At 64.0% G+C, this 18931-nt stretch carries 20 protein-coding genes, 1 tRNA gene and 1 pseudogene; 10 read left to right on the top strand and 12 right to left on the bottom strand.

Features of this window, described 5'->3' with window-relative positions:
• Window positions 1-101 precede the first annotated feature (101 nt).
• Window positions 102-1310 carry an inorganic phosphate transporter gene (locus C483_RS10975; RefSeq protein WP_006653428.1) on the top strand — a complete coding sequence of 403 codons (1209 nt, stop codon included), beginning with the start codon at window positions 102-104 and terminating at the stop codon, window positions 1308-1310.
• Between the two features lie 87 nt (window positions 1311-1397).
• Here the strand turns inward: C483_RS10975 and C483_RS10970 are convergent, their stop codons facing one another.
• Complete coding sequence (locus C483_RS10970; RefSeq protein WP_006653427.1) at window positions 1398-1829, bottom strand: universal stress protein; 432 nt, start codon at window positions 1827-1829, stop codon at window positions 1398-1400.
• 306 nt (window positions 1830-2135) lie between these two features.
• Here C483_RS10970 and C483_RS10965 point away from each other — a divergent pair, with 306 nt between their 5' ends.
• The 3 genes from C483_RS10965 (at window position 2136) to C483_RS10955 (ending at window position 6600) form a co-directional block, all read left to right on the top strand.
• Complete coding sequence (locus C483_RS10965) at window positions 2136-4559, top strand: ATP-dependent DNA helicase (RefSeq protein ID WP_006653426.1); 2424 nt, start codon at window positions 2136-2138, stop codon at window positions 4557-4559.
• Window positions 4559-5086: a KEOPS complex subunit Cgi121 gene (gene cgi121 / locus C483_RS10960; protein ID WP_006653425.1), complete on the top strand. Its 528-nt coding sequence runs from the start codon at window positions 4559-4561 to the stop codon at window positions 5084-5086. The genes C483_RS10965 and cgi121 overlap by 1 nt, the downstream gene beginning before the upstream one ends.
• A gap of 104 nt (window positions 5087-5190) precedes the next feature.
• Entirely contained in the window at window positions 5191-6600 is a 1410-nt protein-coding gene (locus tag C483_RS10955; protein WP_006653424.1) for an oxidoreductase, read from the top strand.
• A 10-nt stretch (window positions 6601-6610) separates the two neighbouring features.
• Here C483_RS10955 and C483_RS10950 read toward each other — a convergent pair whose 3' ends face one another.
• The 3 genes and pseudogenes from C483_RS10950 to C483_RS19525 all read right to left on the bottom strand — a co-directional run.
• On the bottom strand, window positions 6611-7345 hold the full coding sequence (locus tag C483_RS10950; RefSeq protein WP_006653423.1) for a rhodanese-like domain-containing protein: 735 nt from the start codon (window positions 7343-7345) through the stop codon (window positions 6611-6613).
• 163 nt (window positions 7346-7508) lie between these two features.
• Window positions 7509-7581: transfer RNA gene (locus C483_RS10945), tRNA-Gln, on the bottom strand.
• A gap of 100 nt (window positions 7582-7681) precedes the next feature.
• Window positions 7682-7935, bottom strand: a pseudogene (locus C483_RS19525) (homing endonuclease associated repeat-containing protein); the annotation flags it as partial.
• A gap of 116 nt (window positions 7936-8051) precedes the next feature.
• On the opposite strand from C483_RS19525, the gene C483_RS10940 reads away from it, so the two are divergent.
• The 3 genes from C483_RS10940 (at window position 8052) to cysE (ending at window position 10205) form a co-directional block, all read left to right on the top strand.
• Entirely contained in the window at window positions 8052-8648 is a 597-nt protein-coding gene (locus C483_RS10940) for an IMP cyclohydrolase (protein ID WP_006653421.1), read from the top strand.
• Between the two features lie 83 nt (window positions 8649-8731).
• Window positions 8732-9400 (top strand): metallophosphoesterase family protein, encoded by a 669-nt coding sequence (locus tag C483_RS10935; protein ID WP_006653420.1) that lies wholly within the window; start codon window positions 8732-8734, stop codon window positions 9398-9400.
• Between the two features lie 292 nt (window positions 9401-9692).
• Complete coding sequence (gene cysE, locus C483_RS10930) at window positions 9693-10205, top strand: serine O-acetyltransferase (protein ID WP_006653419.1); 513 nt, start codon at window positions 9693-9695, stop codon at window positions 10203-10205.
• Between the two features lie 53 nt (window positions 10206-10258).
• Here cysE and C483_RS10925 read toward each other — a convergent pair whose 3' ends face one another.
• Both C483_RS10925 and C483_RS10920 read right to left on the bottom strand, forming a co-directional pair.
• Window positions 10259-10669, bottom strand: coding sequence for a hypothetical protein (locus C483_RS10925; protein ID WP_006653418.1), 411 nt, complete (start codon window positions 10667-10669; stop codon window positions 10259-10261).
• An 86-nt stretch (window positions 10670-10755) separates the two neighbouring features.
• Complete coding sequence (locus C483_RS10920) at window positions 10756-12192, bottom strand: phosphoglucosamine mutase (protein WP_006653417.1); 1437 nt, start codon at window positions 12190-12192, stop codon at window positions 10756-10758.
• 160 nt (window positions 12193-12352) lie between these two features.
• Between C483_RS10920 and C483_RS10915 the strand changes: the two genes are divergently transcribed.
• Complete coding sequence (locus tag C483_RS10915; RefSeq protein WP_006653416.1) at window positions 12353-12946, top strand: NADPH-dependent FMN reductase; 594 nt, start codon at window positions 12353-12355, stop codon at window positions 12944-12946.
• Between the two features lie 115 nt (window positions 12947-13061).
• Here the strand turns inward: C483_RS10915 and C483_RS10910 are convergent, their stop codons facing one another.
• The 5 genes from C483_RS10910 to larB form a co-directional block, all read right to left on the bottom strand.
• Window positions 13062-14111, bottom strand: coding sequence for a hypothetical protein (locus C483_RS10910; RefSeq protein ID WP_006653415.1), 1050 nt, complete (start codon window positions 14109-14111; stop codon window positions 13062-13064).
• Between the two features lie 242 nt (window positions 14112-14353).
• A complete protein-coding gene (locus C483_RS21170; protein ID WP_049912596.1) occupies window positions 14354-14590 on the bottom strand; it encodes a GIY-YIG nuclease family protein in 237 nt (78 codons plus the stop codon).
• A 343-nt stretch (window positions 14591-14933) separates the two neighbouring features.
• Entirely contained in the window at window positions 14934-15356 is a 423-nt protein-coding gene (locus tag C483_RS10900; protein WP_006653413.1) for a DUF5518 domain-containing protein, read from the bottom strand.
• Between the two features lie 198 nt (window positions 15357-15554).
• Complete coding sequence (locus C483_RS21350) at window positions 15555-15704, bottom strand: DUF7563 family protein (RefSeq protein WP_012996607.1); 150 nt, start codon at window positions 15702-15704, stop codon at window positions 15555-15557.
• A gap of 117 nt (window positions 15705-15821) precedes the next feature.
• Window positions 15822-16583, bottom strand: a complete 762-nt coding sequence (gene larB / locus C483_RS10895) for a nickel pincer cofactor biosynthesis protein LarB (RefSeq protein ID WP_006653412.1) — start codon at window positions 16581-16583, stop codon at window positions 15822-15824.
• 258 nt (window positions 16584-16841) lie between these two features.
• Here larB and C483_RS10890 point away from each other — a divergent pair, with 258 nt between their 5' ends.
• On the top strand, window positions 16842-17009 hold the full coding sequence (locus C483_RS10890; protein ID WP_004267503.1) for a DUF1931 family protein: 168 nt from the start codon (window positions 16842-16844) through the stop codon (window positions 17007-17009).
• A gap of 230 nt (window positions 17010-17239) precedes the next feature.
• Here the strand turns inward: C483_RS10890 and fni are convergent, their stop codons facing one another.
• The gene (gene fni, locus C483_RS10885) at window positions 17240-18307 is read right to left on the bottom strand and encodes a type 2 isopentenyl-diphosphate Delta-isomerase (protein ID WP_006653411.1); all 1068 of its coding nucleotides are present in this window, start codon (window positions 18305-18307) and stop codon (window positions 17240-17242) included.
• A gap of 178 nt (window positions 18308-18485) precedes the next feature.
• Between fni and C483_RS10880 the strand changes: the two genes are divergently transcribed.
• The gene (locus C483_RS10880; RefSeq protein ID WP_006653410.1) at window positions 18486-18929 is read left to right on the top strand and encodes a hypothetical protein; all 444 of its coding nucleotides are present in this window, start codon (window positions 18486-18488) and stop codon (window positions 18927-18929) included.
• Window positions 18930-18931 lie beyond the last annotated feature (2 nt).

Genomic DNA, 18931 nt, shown 5'->3' with positions numbered 1-18931 from the left:
ACGACGACTGACTGCCACGGGAACGAACAACTCGTGTGAACGCGCCGATTTCCACGGAGTGCATATTCTTTTCAGTCGCGTCGTCGAACGTCGGTGAACGGATGGTTGCACCGTCGTTCGCCCTGCTGGTCGGGTTTGCCGTACTCACCTGTGTGTTTATGGCGTGGGTGCTTGGTGCGAACAGCAACTCACCGCCGTTTGCACCTGCAATCGGTGCGAACGCTATTTCGACGATGCAAGCCGCGTTCGTCATCGGCGTGCTCGCCGCGGCGGGAGCGCTCATGCAGGGCGGAAGCATCTCCGAAACCGTTGGTGCGGATCTGATCGACGGCGTCGCGATCACACCGCTGGCCGCAACTGCGGGACTGCTCACCGCAGCGGGCTTTATGGCCGTTGGAATCTATACTCGCTATCCGATCCCTGCTGCATTCGCGACGACGGGTGCAATGGTCGGTGTTGGCCTCTCACTCGGCGGCGATCCGGCGATGGCGACCTACCAGCGACTCGGAACGTTCTGGATCATGGTCCCGTTCATGTCGGGTGGGTTGGCGTATGCGACCGCAGTCACGCTCAGGCGCGAAGAGATCCCAGAAACGGTTGGCGTTCCGCTGCTCGCGGGAATCGTCGGCGCAATCGTCGCGAACGTCCGTCTCGGGGTTATCCCGGATCCGGTTGCCGATCAGGGAACGCTTGCGCGCTTCATCTCCCAGCAGGTCGGCGGCGGCCCGACCCTCGTCGCAGACGTGACAGTTGGAGTCCTCATCGTGACGGGTGCCGTCGGTGCGCTCTGGTTTTACTGGGTCCGAAGGCGAGTCCGCGTCTCCGTCGAGGACGGTATTCGCTCGTTTCTGCTCGTCCTCGGCGGAATCGTTGCGTTCTCCTCAGGGGGCTCACAGGTCGGGCTCGCAACCGGGCCGCTCGAGAACCTCTTTCGCGTCGAACTCGGCCTACCGGGGATCGTCCTGCTCTCGATCGGGGCGACAGGCATTCTCGCCGGTGCCTGGATGGCTGCACCACGATTATTGCAGGCGACCTCCAGGGAGTACGCGCAACTCGGCGTCCGGCGCTCGATTGCCGCGCTGGTTCCCGGCTTCATAATCGCACAACTCGCAATCGCACTCGGTATCCCGATCTCGCTCAACAACATCATCCTCTCGGGTGTCATCGGCGGCGGGCTGGCAGCGGGATCGGCCGGCGTCTCCCGTCGAAAAATCGGCGTTACGGTGACGTTCTGGCTGCTGACACTCGGCAGTTCGATCGTGGTCGGCTACGGGCTCTATCAGGCACTCGCGTTCGCGATCGGTAGCTGAGTACGCTCGGCTCGCGAGCGATCAGGTCGGCCACGCTTGAACCAACTCGAGAGCAACACGTCGGCCACACTCGAGACCGCTCCCGGTTCACTGGAGAATTGTTACCGGTTGTGAGGTTCGTTCGATCACTGTTGTCGCGACGCCACGGCCGAGAAATCGAGCGACGAGACCGCTCGATCGGGTATCGTGACCGTACATGACGACGTGATCGACATCGTGGTCGGTCGCGTACTTCGGAACGACGGTGCCGGGTTGCCCCTCTGTGCTGTCGATTTCGACCCGGTCGCCCGCCGACTCGTCGACTACAGCCAGCAAACGAGCTGCGCGCTCGCGCGCTTCGGCTGTTCGCTCGTCAGCGCGCTCGAGAACGCTGCCCTCGCTCATCCGCGCATCGAGCGGTGTTACGATCGCCAGAAGTCTCACGTTGGCGTTGGGAAACGTCTCAAGGGCGTAAGCGAGGGCGTCGTCTTCGCGAGGGCGGCCGAGCGTCGGAACGAGAACAGTGGCTGGATCGACCATACACCGTGTACAGCGGCCACAGGGATCGGTCTATCGCCGGCTGAGACTGCTCCCGACGTCGTCGGAACGAATCTCACCCAGCGTTGGAATGACGACCGTACACTCGAGGTGGTGAATCCGGGTCTCGTCATGCTCGCTGGAGTCAGTCGGGTCACGAGCCACGGTTTCCGTACTGGGACAAGCACGGCGGCTCGGGGAGAGAGCACAAGCGTACGCGTCACTCACTACTCACGACAGCACTCCGACGAGACCGATGCCGGCTCGAGAGACGACAGTTTAAACCGAAAGACGCGCCAATCACGGGTAATGAACGTCGAGGAGCTGTCGGGGCTCCCGCCCGGTACCCGCTCGCACTTCCAGGAGCAGGGTATCGAGGAGCTCTACCCGCCGCAGGCCGAGGCCGTCGAGGCCGGTGCGACCGAGGGCGAGAACCTCGTCGCCGCCGTCCCCACCGCCAGCGGCAAGACCATGATCGCCGCGCTGTCGATGCTCTCCGCCGTAAAGCGCGGCGGGAAGGCGCTGTACATCGTCCCGCTGCGAGCCCTGGCCAGCGAGAAGAAAGCCGAGTTCGACGCCTACGAGGAGTTCGGCGTTACGACCGGTGTCGCCACCGGCAACTACGAGTCGACCAGCGAGTGGCTCGCCACGAAAGACATCATCGTCGCGACCAGCGAGAAGGTTGACTCACTCGTGCGAAACGGCGCGGACTGGCTCTCCGACCTGACCTGCGTCGTCAGCGACGAGGTGCACCTGATCGACGACCGAAACCGCGGCCCGACACTCGAGGTGACCCTCGCCAAACTCCGGCGGCTCAACCCGCAACTGCAGGTCGTCGCACTCTCTGCAACCGTCGGCAACGCGGACGAACTCGCCGACTGGCTCGACGCCGAGCTGGTCGACACCGACTGGCGGCCGATCGACCTCCAGATGGGCGTCCACTACGGCAACGCACTCAACTTCGACGACGGCGAGACGCGGGAGGTTCCCGTCGAAGCCGGCGAAAAGCAGGAAGCCGCACTCGTCCGCGACATCCTTCAGGAGGGCGGCTCCTCGCTCGTGTTCGTCAACTCCCGGCGAAACGCCGAGGCCGCGGCGCGCAGGCTCGGACAGGTTTCGAGTCGCGAACTGACCGCCGGCGAGCGAAGCGATCTGGAAGCACTGGCCACCGAGATCCGCGAGGACAGCGACACCGAGACGAGTCAGGACCTCGCCGACTGCGTCGAGCGCGGCTCGGCGTTCCACCACGCAGGCCTCTCGAGTACCCAGCGCAGTCTGGTCGAGGACGCCTTCCGTGATCGACTGCTGAAGGTCATCTCCGCAACGCCGACGCTCGCCGCCGGTGTGAACACGCCGGCCCGGCGCGTCATCGTCCGCGACTGGCGGCGCTTCGACCCGAGCGCGGGTGGGATGGCCCCGCTCGACGTGCTCGAGGTCCACCAGATGATGGGCCGGGCAGGTCGCCCCGGTCTCGACCCCTACGGCGAGGCCGTCCTGCTCGCAAAGAGCCACGACGAGAGTCAGGAGCTGTTCGACCGCTACGTCTGGGCCGACCCCGAGCCAGTCCGCTCGAAGCTGGCCGCAGAGCCAGCGCTTCGGACGCACGTCCTCGCGACCATCGCCTCCGGATTCGCTCGTACACGCGAAGGGTTACTCGAGTTCCTCGAGGCGACGCTCTACGCGAGCCAGTCGAGCGAGGGGGGACGGCTCGAGCGGGTGACCGACGACGTGTTGAGCTATCTCGAGCGCAACGACTTTATCGAGCGCAGCGGCGGTCCCGAGGATACGCTCAACAGCGAGGCAGACGCGGCGAGCGCGTTCACGTCGGCGGCCGATCTGGCCGACAGCGGTGGTGGCGGTGACAGCGGGGGCACAACCGGTCAAGAAGAGGACCTCGAGGCCACCAGCCTCGGCCACACCGTCTCACGGCTCTACCTCGACCCGATGAGCGCCGCCGAAATCGTCCACGGACTCGAGGACGCCGACGAGCGCCCGACGGCCCTCGGGCTCTACCAGCTCGTCTCGCGCACGCCAGACATGTACGAACTCTACCTGCGCTCGGGCGAGGACGAGAAGTTCGGCGAACTCTACTACGAACGCGAGCGCGAACTGCTCGGCGACGCACCCAGCGAGTTCGAGGAAGAGCGCTTCGAGGACTGGCTCGCCGCCCTCAAGACCGGTAAGCTACTCGAGGACTGGGCGACCGAGGACGACGAGGAACAGATCACCGAACGGTACAAGATCGGCCCAGGCGACCTCCGCGGCAAGATCGACACCGCCGAGTGGCTGCTCGGCGCGGCAGAGTCGCTCGCGAGCGAAATCGGCAGCGAGTGGGCCGTCGCGGTCCGCGAGGCCCGCGCCCGCGTCGAACACGGCGTCGGCGAGGAACTACTCGAGCTCGTTTCGGTGAGCGGCATTGGTCGCAAGCGCGCCCGGCGGCTCTACGCGGCCGGCATCGAAGAGCCCGCAGCCCTCCGATCCGCGGACAAGGGCGTCATCCTGCACGTGCTCAAGGGCAAGAAGACGGCCGAGAACATCCTCGAGAACGCCGGCCGCGAGGATCCGTCGATGGACGGCGTCGAGCCGATTCCGGTTGAGGGCGGCTCCGGGTCGGAGTCGGCCAACTCGAGTGGCGACCAACCGAGCACCGGTGGAGACGCTACTGAGGGCGACACAGACACAAACACAGACACAGACGCCGACGACAACCAATCCAGCCTGGGTGATTTCTAATGGACCCGGAGCTACTCGAGTGCCGCCTCGCAGTCGACGACCTCGATGCGTTCGTCACCGACCTGGGCGAGATCAGCGAGCGCCACGGCGTGACGATACAGGCCTTCGACGCACGATACGTCGCCGGCCAGCAACACCTCCAGCGAACCGTCGAGTTCGCCGACCGTGCGATCGACCGCGGCGAGAACGTCGCTCGCGACCGGGCAGTCGAGATACTGCTCTATGCCGCGGGCCGACGGCAGATCGACCAGGCACTCGAGATGGGCGTCAGCGAGGGCGAGACTCGCGCCGTCGTTCTCATCGACCACGCCGGGTCGACGGAGAACGGACGCGGCGACCTCGAGGCCGCCCGCGAGGCGATCACCGAACTCGAGACGTTCGTCGAGCCCGAACCGACGCTCGACGACACCGACGAGGAAACCTTGCAATCGTTCTTCGACATCACCGGCGCCGAACGCGCCGCGACGGACGCCTCGCTCGGGGCACTGGTTCGTGAGCGGGTGGCGTTGCTCGAAGTCGAGAAGTAGCACTAGCACACGGAGATCGTCCCCAACCGGTACACGCAACCGAAAACCGACAAACCGACAGCACACTCTTATCCATCCCCGTTGAACCGCCGTTACCAACACAGATGGCCACCCTCGAGGACCCCCTCACCATCGGCGGCGTGACGATCCCCAACCGGCTCTACCGCGCGCCGCTACTCGAGTGCGCGGGCAACGGCCCTGATGCAGTCGACGCGCTGATCGACGACCTCGAGCCGGCCGCAGCGTCGGGAGTGGGCCTCATTTTCCAGGGTGCAACCATCGTTCGCGGCGAGGGCGGGTGCGCTGCACCAGGGATGACTCGCGTGCACGACCCCGCGTTCGTCTCACGGCTGTCGCGACTGACCGACCGGATTCACGACCACGGTGGTCGGATTTTCATCCAACTCGAGCACGGCGGCCTTCGGAGCATGGAGACCTGGAATGCCGAGTATCGCGCCAAGCATCCTGATCTCGAGCAACTAGCGGTGTCACAACCACCGTGGCAGCTGCGCCTGCTCGACCGACTCGGGTTTCTCTCGTACGACCCGCATGTGCTCTCGACCGACGAGGTGTATGACCTCGCGGCGGATTTCGGCCGCGCGGCCGCGTCCGCCGTCGATGCGGGCTACGACGGCATCCACCTCGCCGCAGCGAACATGGGGATCATCCAGCAGTTCCTCTCGCCGTTCTACAACCGCCGCGACGACGAGTTTGGGGGCTCGCCCGAGGCCCGACTCGAGTTCCTCGCGCTGGTCCACGACGAAATTCGTGAGCGGGCGGGCGACGTTCCAGTCGTAACCAAGGTGCCAGCAGAGACGCCCGCACCACCCCCGCCGATCGTTCGGCGGAAACTCTCGCTCTCGGACGGCGTCGAAATTGCGCGCCGACTCGAGCGGATCGGCTACGACGCCGTGGTGCCGGTCCAGACATCGGTCGTCTGGGATATGAGTATCGTGCGTGGCGAATACCCGGAGCGAGCATGGGCAAACGACAACTTACAGGAGGCGTACGACGCGGCCTTCGGTGGGCCTGCACGACGACGACTCGTCTCGCTCGCAAACTGGGTCCAGTCGCTGCAGTACGGGTTCGAGCCAGCCTGGAACGAGGAGTTTTGCCGACGGGTTCGCGAGGCGGTGTCGATTCCGGTACTCGCAGAAGGTGGGATTCGAGAGCGCGCTGAGATGGATCGATTGCTCGGCGCGGACGAGGAGAACGGAGGCGTCGAATCCGGGCAGGAGACCGAGCCTGCATGCGATATGGTCGGCATGGCTCGGCCGTTCTACGCCGAACCCCGACTCGGTGCGCGGCTGCTTGATATCGACGTGGATTCCACTCTTATTGACGAGAATACCGCGCCACGCGTCCTCTGTGATAGCTGCAACAACTGCACCGTCCCGCAGGCTACCGGCGCACCCGGTATCTGTCGTACGCCCAGCGTGCTCCGAAAGCGAGGGGTACTCGAGCGTGCGGGTGCGTACGCGACCAGTGAGGAAACGGAACCGCGCGAGCAGTGACGACGCAGACTCAGACCTGAACAGTCGCCGACGAGAACTCCTCGATCGTCCCCTCGAGTTCGTAGCTTGGCGTCCGCAACTCGAGTAGCGACGAGTCGGGAACGTCGACGAAGTGCAGCGACAGTTCGTACCCGCCGTCCGCGTCGATACGGCTGGCTTCGCGCTGGCCGGTCTCGGGATGGACCGCGAGTGCGTACTCGCCGGCGTCCGCGGGGTCCGTCTCGCCCTCGATTTCGTAGGTCGACAGCGACGCCTGGCCGTCGTTGCTCTCAACGGGGTAGCCGTTCTCGCGCCAGGGGTTGAATCCGTCTGCAAGGCCGTAGACGTCCGTGTAGCCGTTATCGAGAAGTGTCGCCGCTCGTTGGCCCGCCTGTGCGATCGGGCAGACGCAGTAGGTGACGATTCGCGTGTCAGTGTCCCACTCTGCAACCGGGTCGGCCGATTCCAGTCCGTCCGGTGAGGGGCTGAAGACGGCACCCTCGATGTGGGCCTCGTCGTACTGCACCTGGGTCCGCGCGTCGACAAATCGGGCCTCGTCGTTCTCCCACCACTCAGCGACGTCCTCGAGCGGTGCGAACGGGACGGTCTGGCCGTCGAACGTCTCGGTTTCGTAGTCCGCCGGGAAGTCGTGAGAGTCGGTATCGCCGGATTCGGAATCCGAAAACTGGTCTAGACACCCAGCGAGACCGACCGAACCACCGAGAACCGCGCCACCAGTCGCTCGGAGAAGCGTTCGTCTCTTCATAATTTAGGGAACACGTCCGCGAATTATAGCCGTTGGGGTCGACGCCAATAGCACTCGCGACCTGCTTCGTCGTCACTGGGTGAGATACCTGACCAGACCCCTTCGTTTCAACTGGAGACCCGGAGAAGAGACTCCGAGTGAACTCGAGTTGAAATGTGAGAAGTAGTCCATCCTGGATTCGAACCAGGGTCGAAGCCCCCAGAAGGCTTCAGGATTGGCCGCTACCCCAATGGACTTGACATGACGCCGCCGGTGTCGGCTACCAACGTCGTACCAGTCTGTAGTTGGGGTTCGTATTAGAGTGTTACGAACTCAGATGAGCGAGACAACGTGAGTCACAGAGAGTGCATCCCAGGACGTTCCTTGAGAAGTTCAATATCGTCTGGCTTCGGTCTTACTCGAGACCCTCTCGAGTACGATGTCTCGAGTACGGCCCGTTCCTTCGCGTCGTTCTAGCCACCACACGTTCGAATGATCGTCGCAGAGGCAGGTGTCAGCCCGAGTTCCTCGTACTGTGCCTTCGTCGGCGACTCACCAAGTCGTTCGGCAGCCTCCCGGAGTGCCTCGATACATTCGTCTTCCGTAGTCACACCTCCGTTCGTTCCAGCATCTAATATAAACCCGCAGACGGAAAGCGGATGGGAGTACGCTACTCGTGTGATCGCGAACCGACACCACTATTCTCCCAACCCAAGCATACTCGAGTATGTACGTCGGACGATTCGTCGTCGTTGGCCCGGAGGGTGGCGCGTACCGCGTCTCCTCACGGTCGTTCCCGAACCGAGCAATCACTGCGCGAGACGATGCTGAGGCACTGACCGTCGGTCCGACCGAGGATGCGCCGGACACCGACAACCCGTACGTCTCCTACAACTGCCTGCGCGTCGTCGAAACACCGACCGGCGAGACGGTCGCCTTCGGTAACGGCTCGCACGTCGACCCAATCGCGGAGAAACTCGAGTTAGGCTACCCGGCACGGGACGCACTCGCGGAGAGTCTGCTCGCACTCGACTACGAGAAGGACGACTACGACACGCCACGGATCGCGGCGACGATCACTGATGACGGCGAGGCACTGATCGGAACCGTCCGAAAGGACGCACTGCTCGTCGAGACCGTCGACGAGCCAACGCTCGTGGCGACCTACGAGAAGGACGCACCGGAGCCGATCGACTTCGACGCCGAGAGCGCCGCGGACGCAGCCAGCGAGAGCTATGCACTCGAGTACGAACACGCGGTGTGTGCGGCGGGGGTCGTCCGAACCGAGGACGGCTTCGAGACGGCGATTGAGAACGGGGACTAAGGCGGCGCTGCCCGACTGTGTCTATTGTGCGCTGCGTGAGCAACCTACAACTGTCTCGCGACAGTGAATGGTGAGTGACAGCTATGAAGGTCGGTCTCATCTCGGACATCCACGGGAATCGGGTCGCTCTCGAGACGGTCCTCGCGGACATGCCGCCGGTCGACGAACTCCTTTGTGCCGGCGACGTCGTCGGCTACAACCCCTGGCCAGGAGAGTGCGTCGACGAGTTGCACAAGCGGGACGTCCCGACCGTGCTCGGGAACCACGACGCCGCCGTCGCTGGCGAGACCCCGTTCCGATTCAACGGAATGGCGCGGGCGGGCGTCGAGCACGCTCGCGACCAGCTAACAGCAGACCAGCGCGCGTGGCTCGAGGGATTGCCGACGGAGCGACTCGAGTGCGACGGGCGCGTCAAGTTGGTCCACGGGCATCCAGATGATCCACAACGCTACTCGCGGTATACGTATCCGGAGGAGTTCTCGGCGCAGTTGCTCGACGAGGAAGACGTGCTGGTGCTCGGTCACACGCACGTACAGGGGGTCGAACGCTTCGCGGAGGGGATCGTGATCAATCCGGGGAGCGTCGGCCAGCCACGAGATGGTGATCCGCGAGCGGGCTATGCGGTCGTGGACCTGGCGGCGATGACCGTCGAGACGCATCGCGTCGAGTACGACGTAGAGGCGGTGCAAGAGGCAGTCGAGGAGGCGGGACTCCCGGATCGGATTGGGAGTCGGCTCGCACGAGGAAAGTAATCGAAGTAGTGTGGAATCGACGCGGTGCAGACGAGAGAGCAGGTACCGTGTAGGTGGATAGGACCAACTGTGAGAAGCGGTACACGGCCCCGAAGAGCAGCCGAATCGAACCTTTTAGGCAGGGTACCGATATATGGTGGCGTATGGTTGTCTCCGGCGACCGCGCGTGTACCGGCAGGAATCGACCACGATACGTCGAACGCCGGTGTTGTCGATGGTACACGCCAGCGACAGCGGGCGGCCAACGGAGTGAGCATCAGCGTCGTCCCGACAGCAGGGAGGCAAGTGGGAGATGATCGGACGACTACGCGAGGACACGCGGGCGATGTGCGACCGGGACCCGGCCGCACGCCGGTGTCTCGAGGTCGCGCTCACCTATCCCGGCGTCCACGCCGTCTGGGGACACCGAGTCACTCACCGGCTCTGGAATAGCGGCTTTCGGCTGCTCGCCCGCCTCCTGTCGCATCTCGTTCGACTCCTGACGGGCGTCGAAATCCATCCCGCCGCGACGGTCGGACGGCGGGTTACGATCGACCACGGGATGGGTGTCGTCATTGGCGAGACCGCCGAAGTCGGTGACGACGTACACATGTACCACGGCGTCACCCTCGGCGGCGACACGAACGAGCCGGTCAAGCGACATCCAACGGTCGAGGACGGCGTGAAAATCGGCGCGAACGCGACGCTACTCGGTGATATTACGATCGGTGAAGAGGCGGCTGTCGGTGCTGGTTCGGTCGTCACCGACGATGTCGAACCGGGTACGACGGTGGTCGGTGTGCCGGCGCGGCGAATTGACGACTGACGATTTGGAGACTCAGTTCAACCAGTTCAGTCAGTTCAGTCAATTCAGTCAATTCAGTTTTCCTGATCTTCGTCTACCGTTCCCTCCGCTCCCACCGGTTCTCCCTCTGCTGGGACTCCCTCGTCAGACTCGATGCTCGTCTCTGTGTCGTCCTCAGCAGCCCTCGCGTTACCATCAGCGGCTACATCGTCGCCAGCCGTCGCCTCGTCCTCAGATTCCGGATTCGAAACATATCCGAGTTCGAACCAGAGCGTCGCCGTACAGCCCATCGCCTCCTCGTCGAGTTCGGTCTCTCCCGCTCGCTGGTCGAGATAGCCGTTACAGCGGCCGTGTTGAACCACGTTCATCAGCGTCGCCGCCGAGCCACACTCGGGGCAGTCGATGTAGTAGCTCCCCTCGTCGTTCTGGTGCCAAGTGTCCGGATCTAACTCGGTGTAGGCGGCGTCCTCGCGTCGATTGTCCATGTCCGACTCATCGACGACCGAGCCGGTAAGTGCAAGCCCGGAACACGCAACCAGCCCACCGGCTGACTGGTCACCGGCCCAATCGCTCAGCCGTGTGACTCGACGAGCGGTTCGACCAATGACTCGCCAGCGTCGAGCAGCGTCGCCACGCGGTCGTCCGTCTCGGCCTCGGCGTAGACTCGCAACACGGGCTCCGTCCCGCTCGGGCGCACGAGCAGCCACGAACCGTCCTCGAGTAGCAGCTTGAATCCATCCGCGGTGTTCACGTCCGCAACCGTCGTGCCGGCGACGGTTTCAGGGATTTCCGACTCGAGTGCACCGAGCACGCGCGCCTTCTCCTCGTCGGGACAGTCGACGCTGCTCTTGTCCTGGACGACGGTCCCGTGGGCCTCGAGCAGTCGGTCGACTCGGTCGTCGATCGGTTCCGCGGCGTGCATGGCGGCTGCGAGCAGCGCGACGAGGACGCCGTCCTTCTCGCGGACGTGGCCGCGAACGGTGAAGCCGCCGGACTCCTCGCCGCCGACGAGGGCGTCGTGGTCGGCCATCGCCTGGGCGACCCATTTGAAGCCGACCGGGACCTCGTGGACGGCCTCGTCGTGCGCCTCGGCGACGCGGTCGATGAGATACGTCGTCGAGACCGAGCGGACCGCCGGGCCGGCGTCGGACTCGAGGAGGAAATCGTACAGCGCGGCAAAAAAGAGGTTCTCGTCGAGATAGCCGCGGGCGGGTGTGACGACGGCGAGTCGGTCGGCGTCGCCGTCGTTTGCGAGACCGAGGGTAGGTGCGCTGTCGGGGTCGGTAACCGAATCGATCAGGTCGGTCAGGTGCTCTGCGGCCGGTTCGGGTGCGCCGCCGCCGAAGTCGGGGTCGCGCTCACAGCGCAGGCGCTCGACGGTGAGGCCAGCGCGCTCGAGGGCGGCGTCCGTGACGCCGCGGCCGCTGCCGTGCATGGCGTCGTAGGCGACGGTCAGGTCTGTTTCGCCAAGGTCGAGGGTGGGATCGGGATCGCCCTCGCCGCGTTCAGTGATCGACCCGACGAGATTGAACACCGCGTCGGCGTGTGGCGTCGCGAGATCAACCTCCCGGACGGAGCCGTGCTCGGAGTCGGGAAGCGGGTCCGGCTCCGCGAGACGGTCGGCGATCGCGTCCGTGACGTCGGGGAGTGCCGGCGCGCCGGTGTGGGGAATGAACTTCACACCGTTGTACTCCGGGGGATTATGCGAGGCAGTGATCGCGAGGCCGCCAGCAAGGTCACGCTCGACGATCGCGTGGGCCACGTGCGGCGTCGGGCAGTCTCGCTCGGGGAGTAGCACGTCGAAGCCGTTCGCACACAGCACTCTGGCGAGTTCTTCAGCAAATCCGCGGGAACTCTCGCGGGCGTCGTAGCCGACGACGACGGGGGCGTCCCAACCCTCATCGGTGAGGTACGTCGCGACGCCCTGGCCGACCATGCGGACGCGCGGCGTCGTGAACGTCTCGAGTGTCGCTCGCCAGCCGTCGGTGCCGAACGTGATGGCGTCCATAGGCGTGGACTCACTGCCGGATGCGAAAAAAGCGACGCTGCAGTCCACTGGTCGAGACGATAGACTTGCAGCACGGGTAACTGTACAGACGGGCCGGTACGTGGGTTACACGCACATCGAAGCGACACGCACATTGGGCCAGTTCACGTTACCTCAACCAATGAGCCGCTCCACACCCTCCGTCCTCGCAGTCAGCGGAAGCCTTCGCGAGGAGAGCTACACGCGAACCGCACTGCAGTACGTCCTGCGAGCAGCCGCCGAGGCCGGTGCCGAAACGACGCTGCTCGACCTCCGCGAGTACGACCTGCCGCTTTACGATCCCGACGTCGACGAGCAGGGCGACGAACAGGAGGTGAAAGCCTTCGTGCGGGAGGCAGACGCCGTCGCCCTCGGCACGCCGGTCTACCACGGCTCGTACTCGGGTGCACTGAAGAACTTCCACGACTACTGCGGCTGGGATGAGTACGAGGACACCACCGTCGGCCTGCTCGCGACCGCCGGCGGCGGCAGCTACGGCTCGACGCTCGACCACCTCCGAATCACGGTGCGGGGCGTCCACGGCTGGGTCCTGCCCCACCAGGTTGGTCTTCGCAACGCAAAGGCGAAGTTCGAGAACGACCCCGACGCCATTGACGGGCGTCGGTTCCGCGACACCGACCTGCAAGAGCGGGTAGAAAAGCTCGGGCAGAACCTCGCCGAGTACGCGTTCATCGATCCCAGTGTCACGTCGACGCGGGCGGCCGACGACGATTGAACGACGACCGGTTCAACACGAGACGAACGCGACACAGACTGTTTACTGGACGTCATTGCCGGCCCAACTGCAATACGGCTACGGTCGAATCGGGACGTCGATACGGCAGTCCGTATTAGGCCTCGGCCGCGTCGAAGCGATGCTCGAACAGCCGATCGCCCGACTTCTCGCAGATCACGGCGATCACGTCGTGGGACGTACAACAGGACTCGACAACCTCCTCCGTCATGTGTACATCGCCGCCGGTCGGACACTCCTCTAAGAACATTCGGAGCGCGTTACAGATCTCGCCCTTCATCTGCGGGTCGTGTGTGTCCCAGTCGGGCATCCACTCCGCGAGGGTGCGACTCGCGGCGACATCGGCGAGTAACGCCGTCCTGGACGGCCACCGTCCAACGGCCTGGCGGTTTGCACGGAGGACCAGGCCGTCGCCGCGGGGCTCGAGATCCAACTCGTCGAGGTCAGCCTCGAAGTCGAACGCCTCGACGATGTCGGCACGCTCGATGGATTCCACGTCAACGGCGTCGATTTCGTCGAACCAGACCCGGTCGAATGCTGCGGTGAGACAGAGGTCATCGATGTCCTCGCAGGGCTCGATGACCTCGTGCTCGAGGAAGTACGCCTCGAGGTCGATGGCTTCGGGATCGGAACCACCGTCGTCGTCGCCATCACCGTCATCGTCGCCGTCGACATAGTGAGCCGGCGGTTCAGACTGCACCGTTGCGTCGGGGCCGGGCGGCTCGACCATCGGATCGAAGTGGACGGTAGCGTCGTCCGGGTCGGTCGTGTCAACGCCAGCGTGAGCGTCAGTGGTGTCGATGCCGATCTGCTCGTTGGCCATCGAGTCGACATCGGCTCCACTCGAGACCGTACCGGCATCGACGCCCTGGAACCCGCCGGCGATTTCGGGGTCTTGCTCCTTGCCGAACAGGCGTAACACGTCCGCCGGCAGATACCGTTTGGTTAACGTCGGCGTCCCGGGGACGAGATAGCCACGAAAGTAGATTATCGCAGTCGAGACGGCAAGCACGAGGATGCCGGCGGCCCTGTGTTTCCGAGCGACGAGCCAGCCAGCAACCGCGGCAATCGCCAGGTTGACCAGCGTACACGGTAGGCAGCGATTCTCGCCAGTATACTCCGGCTGTTTGAGATCGTCAATGTCCATATCGTTCGTACGGACAGCAACCGCCACTATCTATTTTTCGGAGAGATGGAGATAAATACTATCTGAAGACACAATTGCGTCGATAGCGGAGCAGTTCGAACGCCGTTCGCCGGTAGGCAGTAGCCGCGGGCAAAGAACGCTTGCCGGTGGATTCCCAGAGAGATCCGACCGGTTCATGCCTGTTCTTCGAACCCCCCTGTGGCGACCGACTCCCGTACTCGAAGTGCGCCACAATCGGGGCCTCACTCGAGGCCAACGAGTCGCACCTTCTGTGTGCGGGTCAACTGCTTGATCTCGTACTCACGAGACATGGCGGCCGAGCGCGTCTCGTAGCGTTCGTGATAGCAAACTTCGACCGGCGTTCGCCCGCGGGTGTACTTCGCGCCCTCGCCCGCGTTATGCTCGGCGACCCGTCGCTCGAGGTCGGTCGTATAGCCGGTGTAGAGCGAGCCGTCGGTGCACTCGAGTACGTAGACGATGTGGCGGCCGTCGGCGGCTTCGGTGTCGGGTTCGGTGCCGGTGTCGGGGTCGGGTTCGGTGCCGGCGTCGGGGTCGGGGTTGGTGCCGGTGTCGGTGCTGGTCCCGTTTCTCTCCGACTGTCCCCCACCGGCAGAGTGACCTGTGGCGTCTGGCTCCGACATCGGACGAGTGTAGGGAAACGGGGCCGAAAAAGGATGCTATCGGATTGACCGGGTGGCTGTGATGGATAAGCGAAGACTGTAGAACAGGACAGAGAGTGAGGCTGTGTACCCGACCCAAAGTTGGACGCAGTGGCTTGAACTGCACGAACGCAGTGGCTGGAGTGGACGAACCACGTCGCGATCAGTAGCCGATCGGTCCGCCGATCCGGCGGCGGATCATATCGACGAGCATCCCGCCAACGTATCCGAGCGGCGCGAGCACAATGAGGACGATGGCGACCCAGGCGAGACCGAGAACGGCCGAGAGAAACAGCGTATCGCCGCTGCCCTCGATACCGAACAACCAGGAGACGCGTGCGAACGCCAGAAACGGGATCAGCGCGAGCGTCCCGAGGACCGCTGCGACGGCGCCGTTGTTGGCCGGGACCTCGTAGAAGTCACTCCGTGCGGCCGCGACACCGCCACCGACCAGCGCGACCAGAACGAGCCACAGCGGTCGGTTCAGGAGAAAGTTCACGGCGAACCCCAGGATCACGACTGCAATCGCGCCCCAGAGCACGGGTCTGCGGTCGAACTCGAAGTCGGGGTCGACTGTCTGCCTCATTTCGAGAAGGTTTGTCCAGTCTGCAAATAAACATTCCTGTGACTCGAGCAGCGAGGATCAACGACGGGGCCGAGAACGCTGGCAAACGCTGGACAACAACTCATACAGGAGATGGCAACACGCAACAAAAAGGACCTCGTCCGAGTACGGAGTCGTCAGTTGAGGTGTGCAGTTCGTAGCGGGTCGGGTCGGTTGGCACTATAATTGACGGGCACGCTCGCGTGAGGCTTCAGCGATCCCCGCATTGGCCGAGCAGCTAATACACGCGCGGATTTCGCCGTGTGCGTCGGCGAAGACACGCGCGAACCGTTCGGAAACGTGCGCGTCGCAGTGGTCACACTTGGGCATGGGTTACACCGGCGAGTTCACCGGCACCCAGTACTATTCGTAGAAGAAATAAAAATCCTTCCTAGAACGAGTTATGCAGTTTGTCACTACTGAGATTATCTTTTGGTACGAACAACCTTAGTAGTCTTGAGCCCCATGGATCGCGCGCGAAATCAGGGTCGCTTGTGCGCCAGCAACGAAGCCGGCGTCGATGTTGACGACCGAGAGCACCGTACAGGACTGGAGCAGGCCCGCCAAGGCTGCCTCACCGTCGCCGCCGTGACCGTAGCCACTCGAGACGGGAACCGCGATAACCGGCGTATCGACGAGACCGGCGATGACGGTCGGCAGCGCACCCTCCCGCCCCGCGGCGACGATCAAGACGTCCGCGTCGCGAAAGCGCTCGACCTGATCGAGTGTCCGTGCGAGGGCCGCAACGCCAACGTCGTCCACCCGGTCGATCGTTGCGCCGGCGTCTGCACAGACGATTTCGGCTTCGTCGGCGACTGGCTTGTCGACCGTGCCGGCCGTCACGATACCGACAGTCGCCTCGAGTGTCGGCTGATCGAAGTCGGAGCCGACAACGCGGACGGTCGTGCCACGGCGCTCGATCGTCGCATCAGGCGCGGAATCGGCCAGCGCCGTTCGGAGCGCGTCGATCTGGTCGTCACTGACACGAGTGAGCAGCGCCCGGTCGGTCGTCTCGAGTGCGGTCTCTGCGAGCGCGACGACCTGTGCGGCGGACTTGCCCTCGGCGAGGATCGCCTCGGGAATGCCTCGTCGTGACTGTCTGGCCGCGTCGAAGCGGCCGGCCTCGCCGGTGACGTAGCCATTGAGTTCGGCCTCGGCCTGTTCGGGAGAGAGGGTGCCGTCGGCGACGGCATCGAGAAGTTCGCGCATACGTTCGATGGGGGGCCGCGATACTCGAATCCGTCGGACCGACGAGGGAGGTGTCGAAACCGCGCGCGAGAGGACCCAGCGGCGCGCGCGAGCAGAATCGATGCGCTCGAACGGGTGAAAGACCGTTCGCGTGACTCATAAGTCATATACTTTCCGGTGATCGGACCCCCCGAAATGGGCGTCGCAACCGCTGACGACCCGGTATTTCCGTAAATAACCAAAGCATTTATATGGTGGAAAGGGAAATCGCTACATCGTATGGCAGACCTTATCGTCAAAGCTGCTGTGAAGGAAGCGCTCGATGACAAGAACGTCGCCTCGGACTTCTACGACGCACTCGACGAGGAAGTCGACGAACTCCTCGAAGACGCTGCACGTCGCGCAGAGGCAAACGACCGAAAGACGGTCCAGCCGCGCGACCTGTAAGGTAGCGTTTACCACAATTCTTTCGTACGTTACACTGGTGAGCGATAGCTATCGCTGTCACTGTCAGTAACAGTCGTTGACGCTTGTTGGCTGGACAACTACTGACACGAGAACGAATATTAGTACTGGCACTGGCACTGCATCAGTACCAACTGAACGATCACGTTCCGAAAACGGCCGTCAGTAACCAGCAAGATAACGACGCGAGAGGGGAGGAAAGGAGTCAGCGCTTACCGGCGACGCTGGCGCTCGTCGAGATACTGCTTCGTTCGGCCGCCAACGACGTACTCTGCTTCCTGTAAGTCAGCGACGGAGGCCGACCCCGTGACGAACATCGCCGTTCGCAGTTCGAGTTCGAGCTGTTCGATCAAATCGACGACTGCATCGGTGCCCTGGCCTGCCGGGCCGAGGAACGGCTTGGCGAGACCGCCCGCACGAGCACCGAGGGCGATTGCCTTCGCGATGTCGAGTCCCGAGCGGACGCCGCCGCTTGCGATCACACAGTCGTGCATCGACGCGGACTCGAATGTACTCACGGCAGTCGGGACGCCCCAGGCGCGAAACAGTTGCCCGATCTTCTCCTGGCGGGACGCGCCGACGGCGGCGGCGCGATAGGATTCGATGCCGGACCACGTGGTGCCGCCCTGGCCGGCCACGTCGATGGCGTCAACGCCGGCGTCGGTGAGGCGACTCGCGGTCTTGCGCGAGATACCGTTGCCCGTCTCCTTGACGACGACCGGCACGGAGAGGTCGCTCGCGACGTGGCCGATTTCGGCGAGACAGCCCCGAGCGTCGACGTCACCCTCAGGCTGGACGGCTTCCTGCAAGAAGTTGAGGTGGATCGCCATCGCGTCCGCGTCGATCATATCGACGGCCGCCTCGACGTCCTCCACGTCGTACTCGAGTAGCTGTGCCGCGCCGACGTTGCCGTAGAGGAAGGCGTCGGGGGCGACGTCGCGGACGACGGTGTAGGACTCGATCAGGTCCTCGTCGTCGAGTTCGAGGCCGGCGCGCTGGCTGCCAACGCCCATGGCGATGTTCGTCTCCTGGGCGGCTTCGGCGAGTGCGCGGTTGATCTTGGTCGTGTTGGGGTGGCCGCCGGTCATGCTCTCGATGACGATCGGGGCCGCTAACTCGTGCCCGAACAGCTCGATCGTAGTGTCGATTTCGTCGCGGTGAATCTCCGGCAGTGCCTCGTGGACGAGGTCGATGTCGGCAAAGCCGGTGCCTGCCGTCTCGACGTCTTCCTCCTCGATGATGCGGATGTGGTCGTCTTTCCTGTCGGATGTTTCGGGCATCGAATCGTCTCCATCCGAAGGTGAGGGTGTCGGTATTGAAAAGGTGTCCATTCTCGGTGCGCAGGTGTGGGCCCTCGAGTCTCGAGTTCGATCCGTTCTCACTCTCACCACCACCAGACCGCCCACTCGTATCTCACACCAGACACACGCTTTTGGCACTTCCCGTCGAATTCCGCCTATGTTCCGTCACCTCCTGACCGGGATCGGCATCCTCGAGTTCGCCGCGCCGCGGCGCATCGTCCGCGCTGCAGAGCGAATCGCCTTCGAAAACCCCGGTGAGGGCCGGCTCAGACGGTGGACGATCCCGATGGCTCGACTCGAAGCGCTCGTGTTCACGTGGGCCGCCGTCCGCAAACGCGGTCCGCCCGCACTCGCTCGCCCACTGCTGGCCGGCCTCGGCCTCGCGATGGCGCTCGCGCCACGGTCGGCACTCGAGTTCGGTCTCAGAGTCGCCTACGAGAATCCGGACGAACTCGAGGTGAAGCCGTGGGTGGGGCCGCTCACGCGTGCGCTTGGTGTGGTCTATCTGGTCGCTGCGCTGGCTGCTGGGCGGGCGGATGCGCCTGCGACTGTCGAGGAGGGTAACGGAGAGAAGACAATCGGACCAGCAAACGACCGCTGAGA

The sequence above is a fragment of the Natrialba hulunbeirensis JCM 10989 genome (assembly GCF_000337575.1).
Classification (GTDB): domain Archaea; phylum Halobacteriota; class Halobacteria; order Halobacteriales; family Natrialbaceae; genus Natrialba; species Natrialba hulunbeirensis.
Note: the sequence above shows the minus strand (reverse complement) of the source record. Positions and strands in the feature narration are given on the sequence as shown.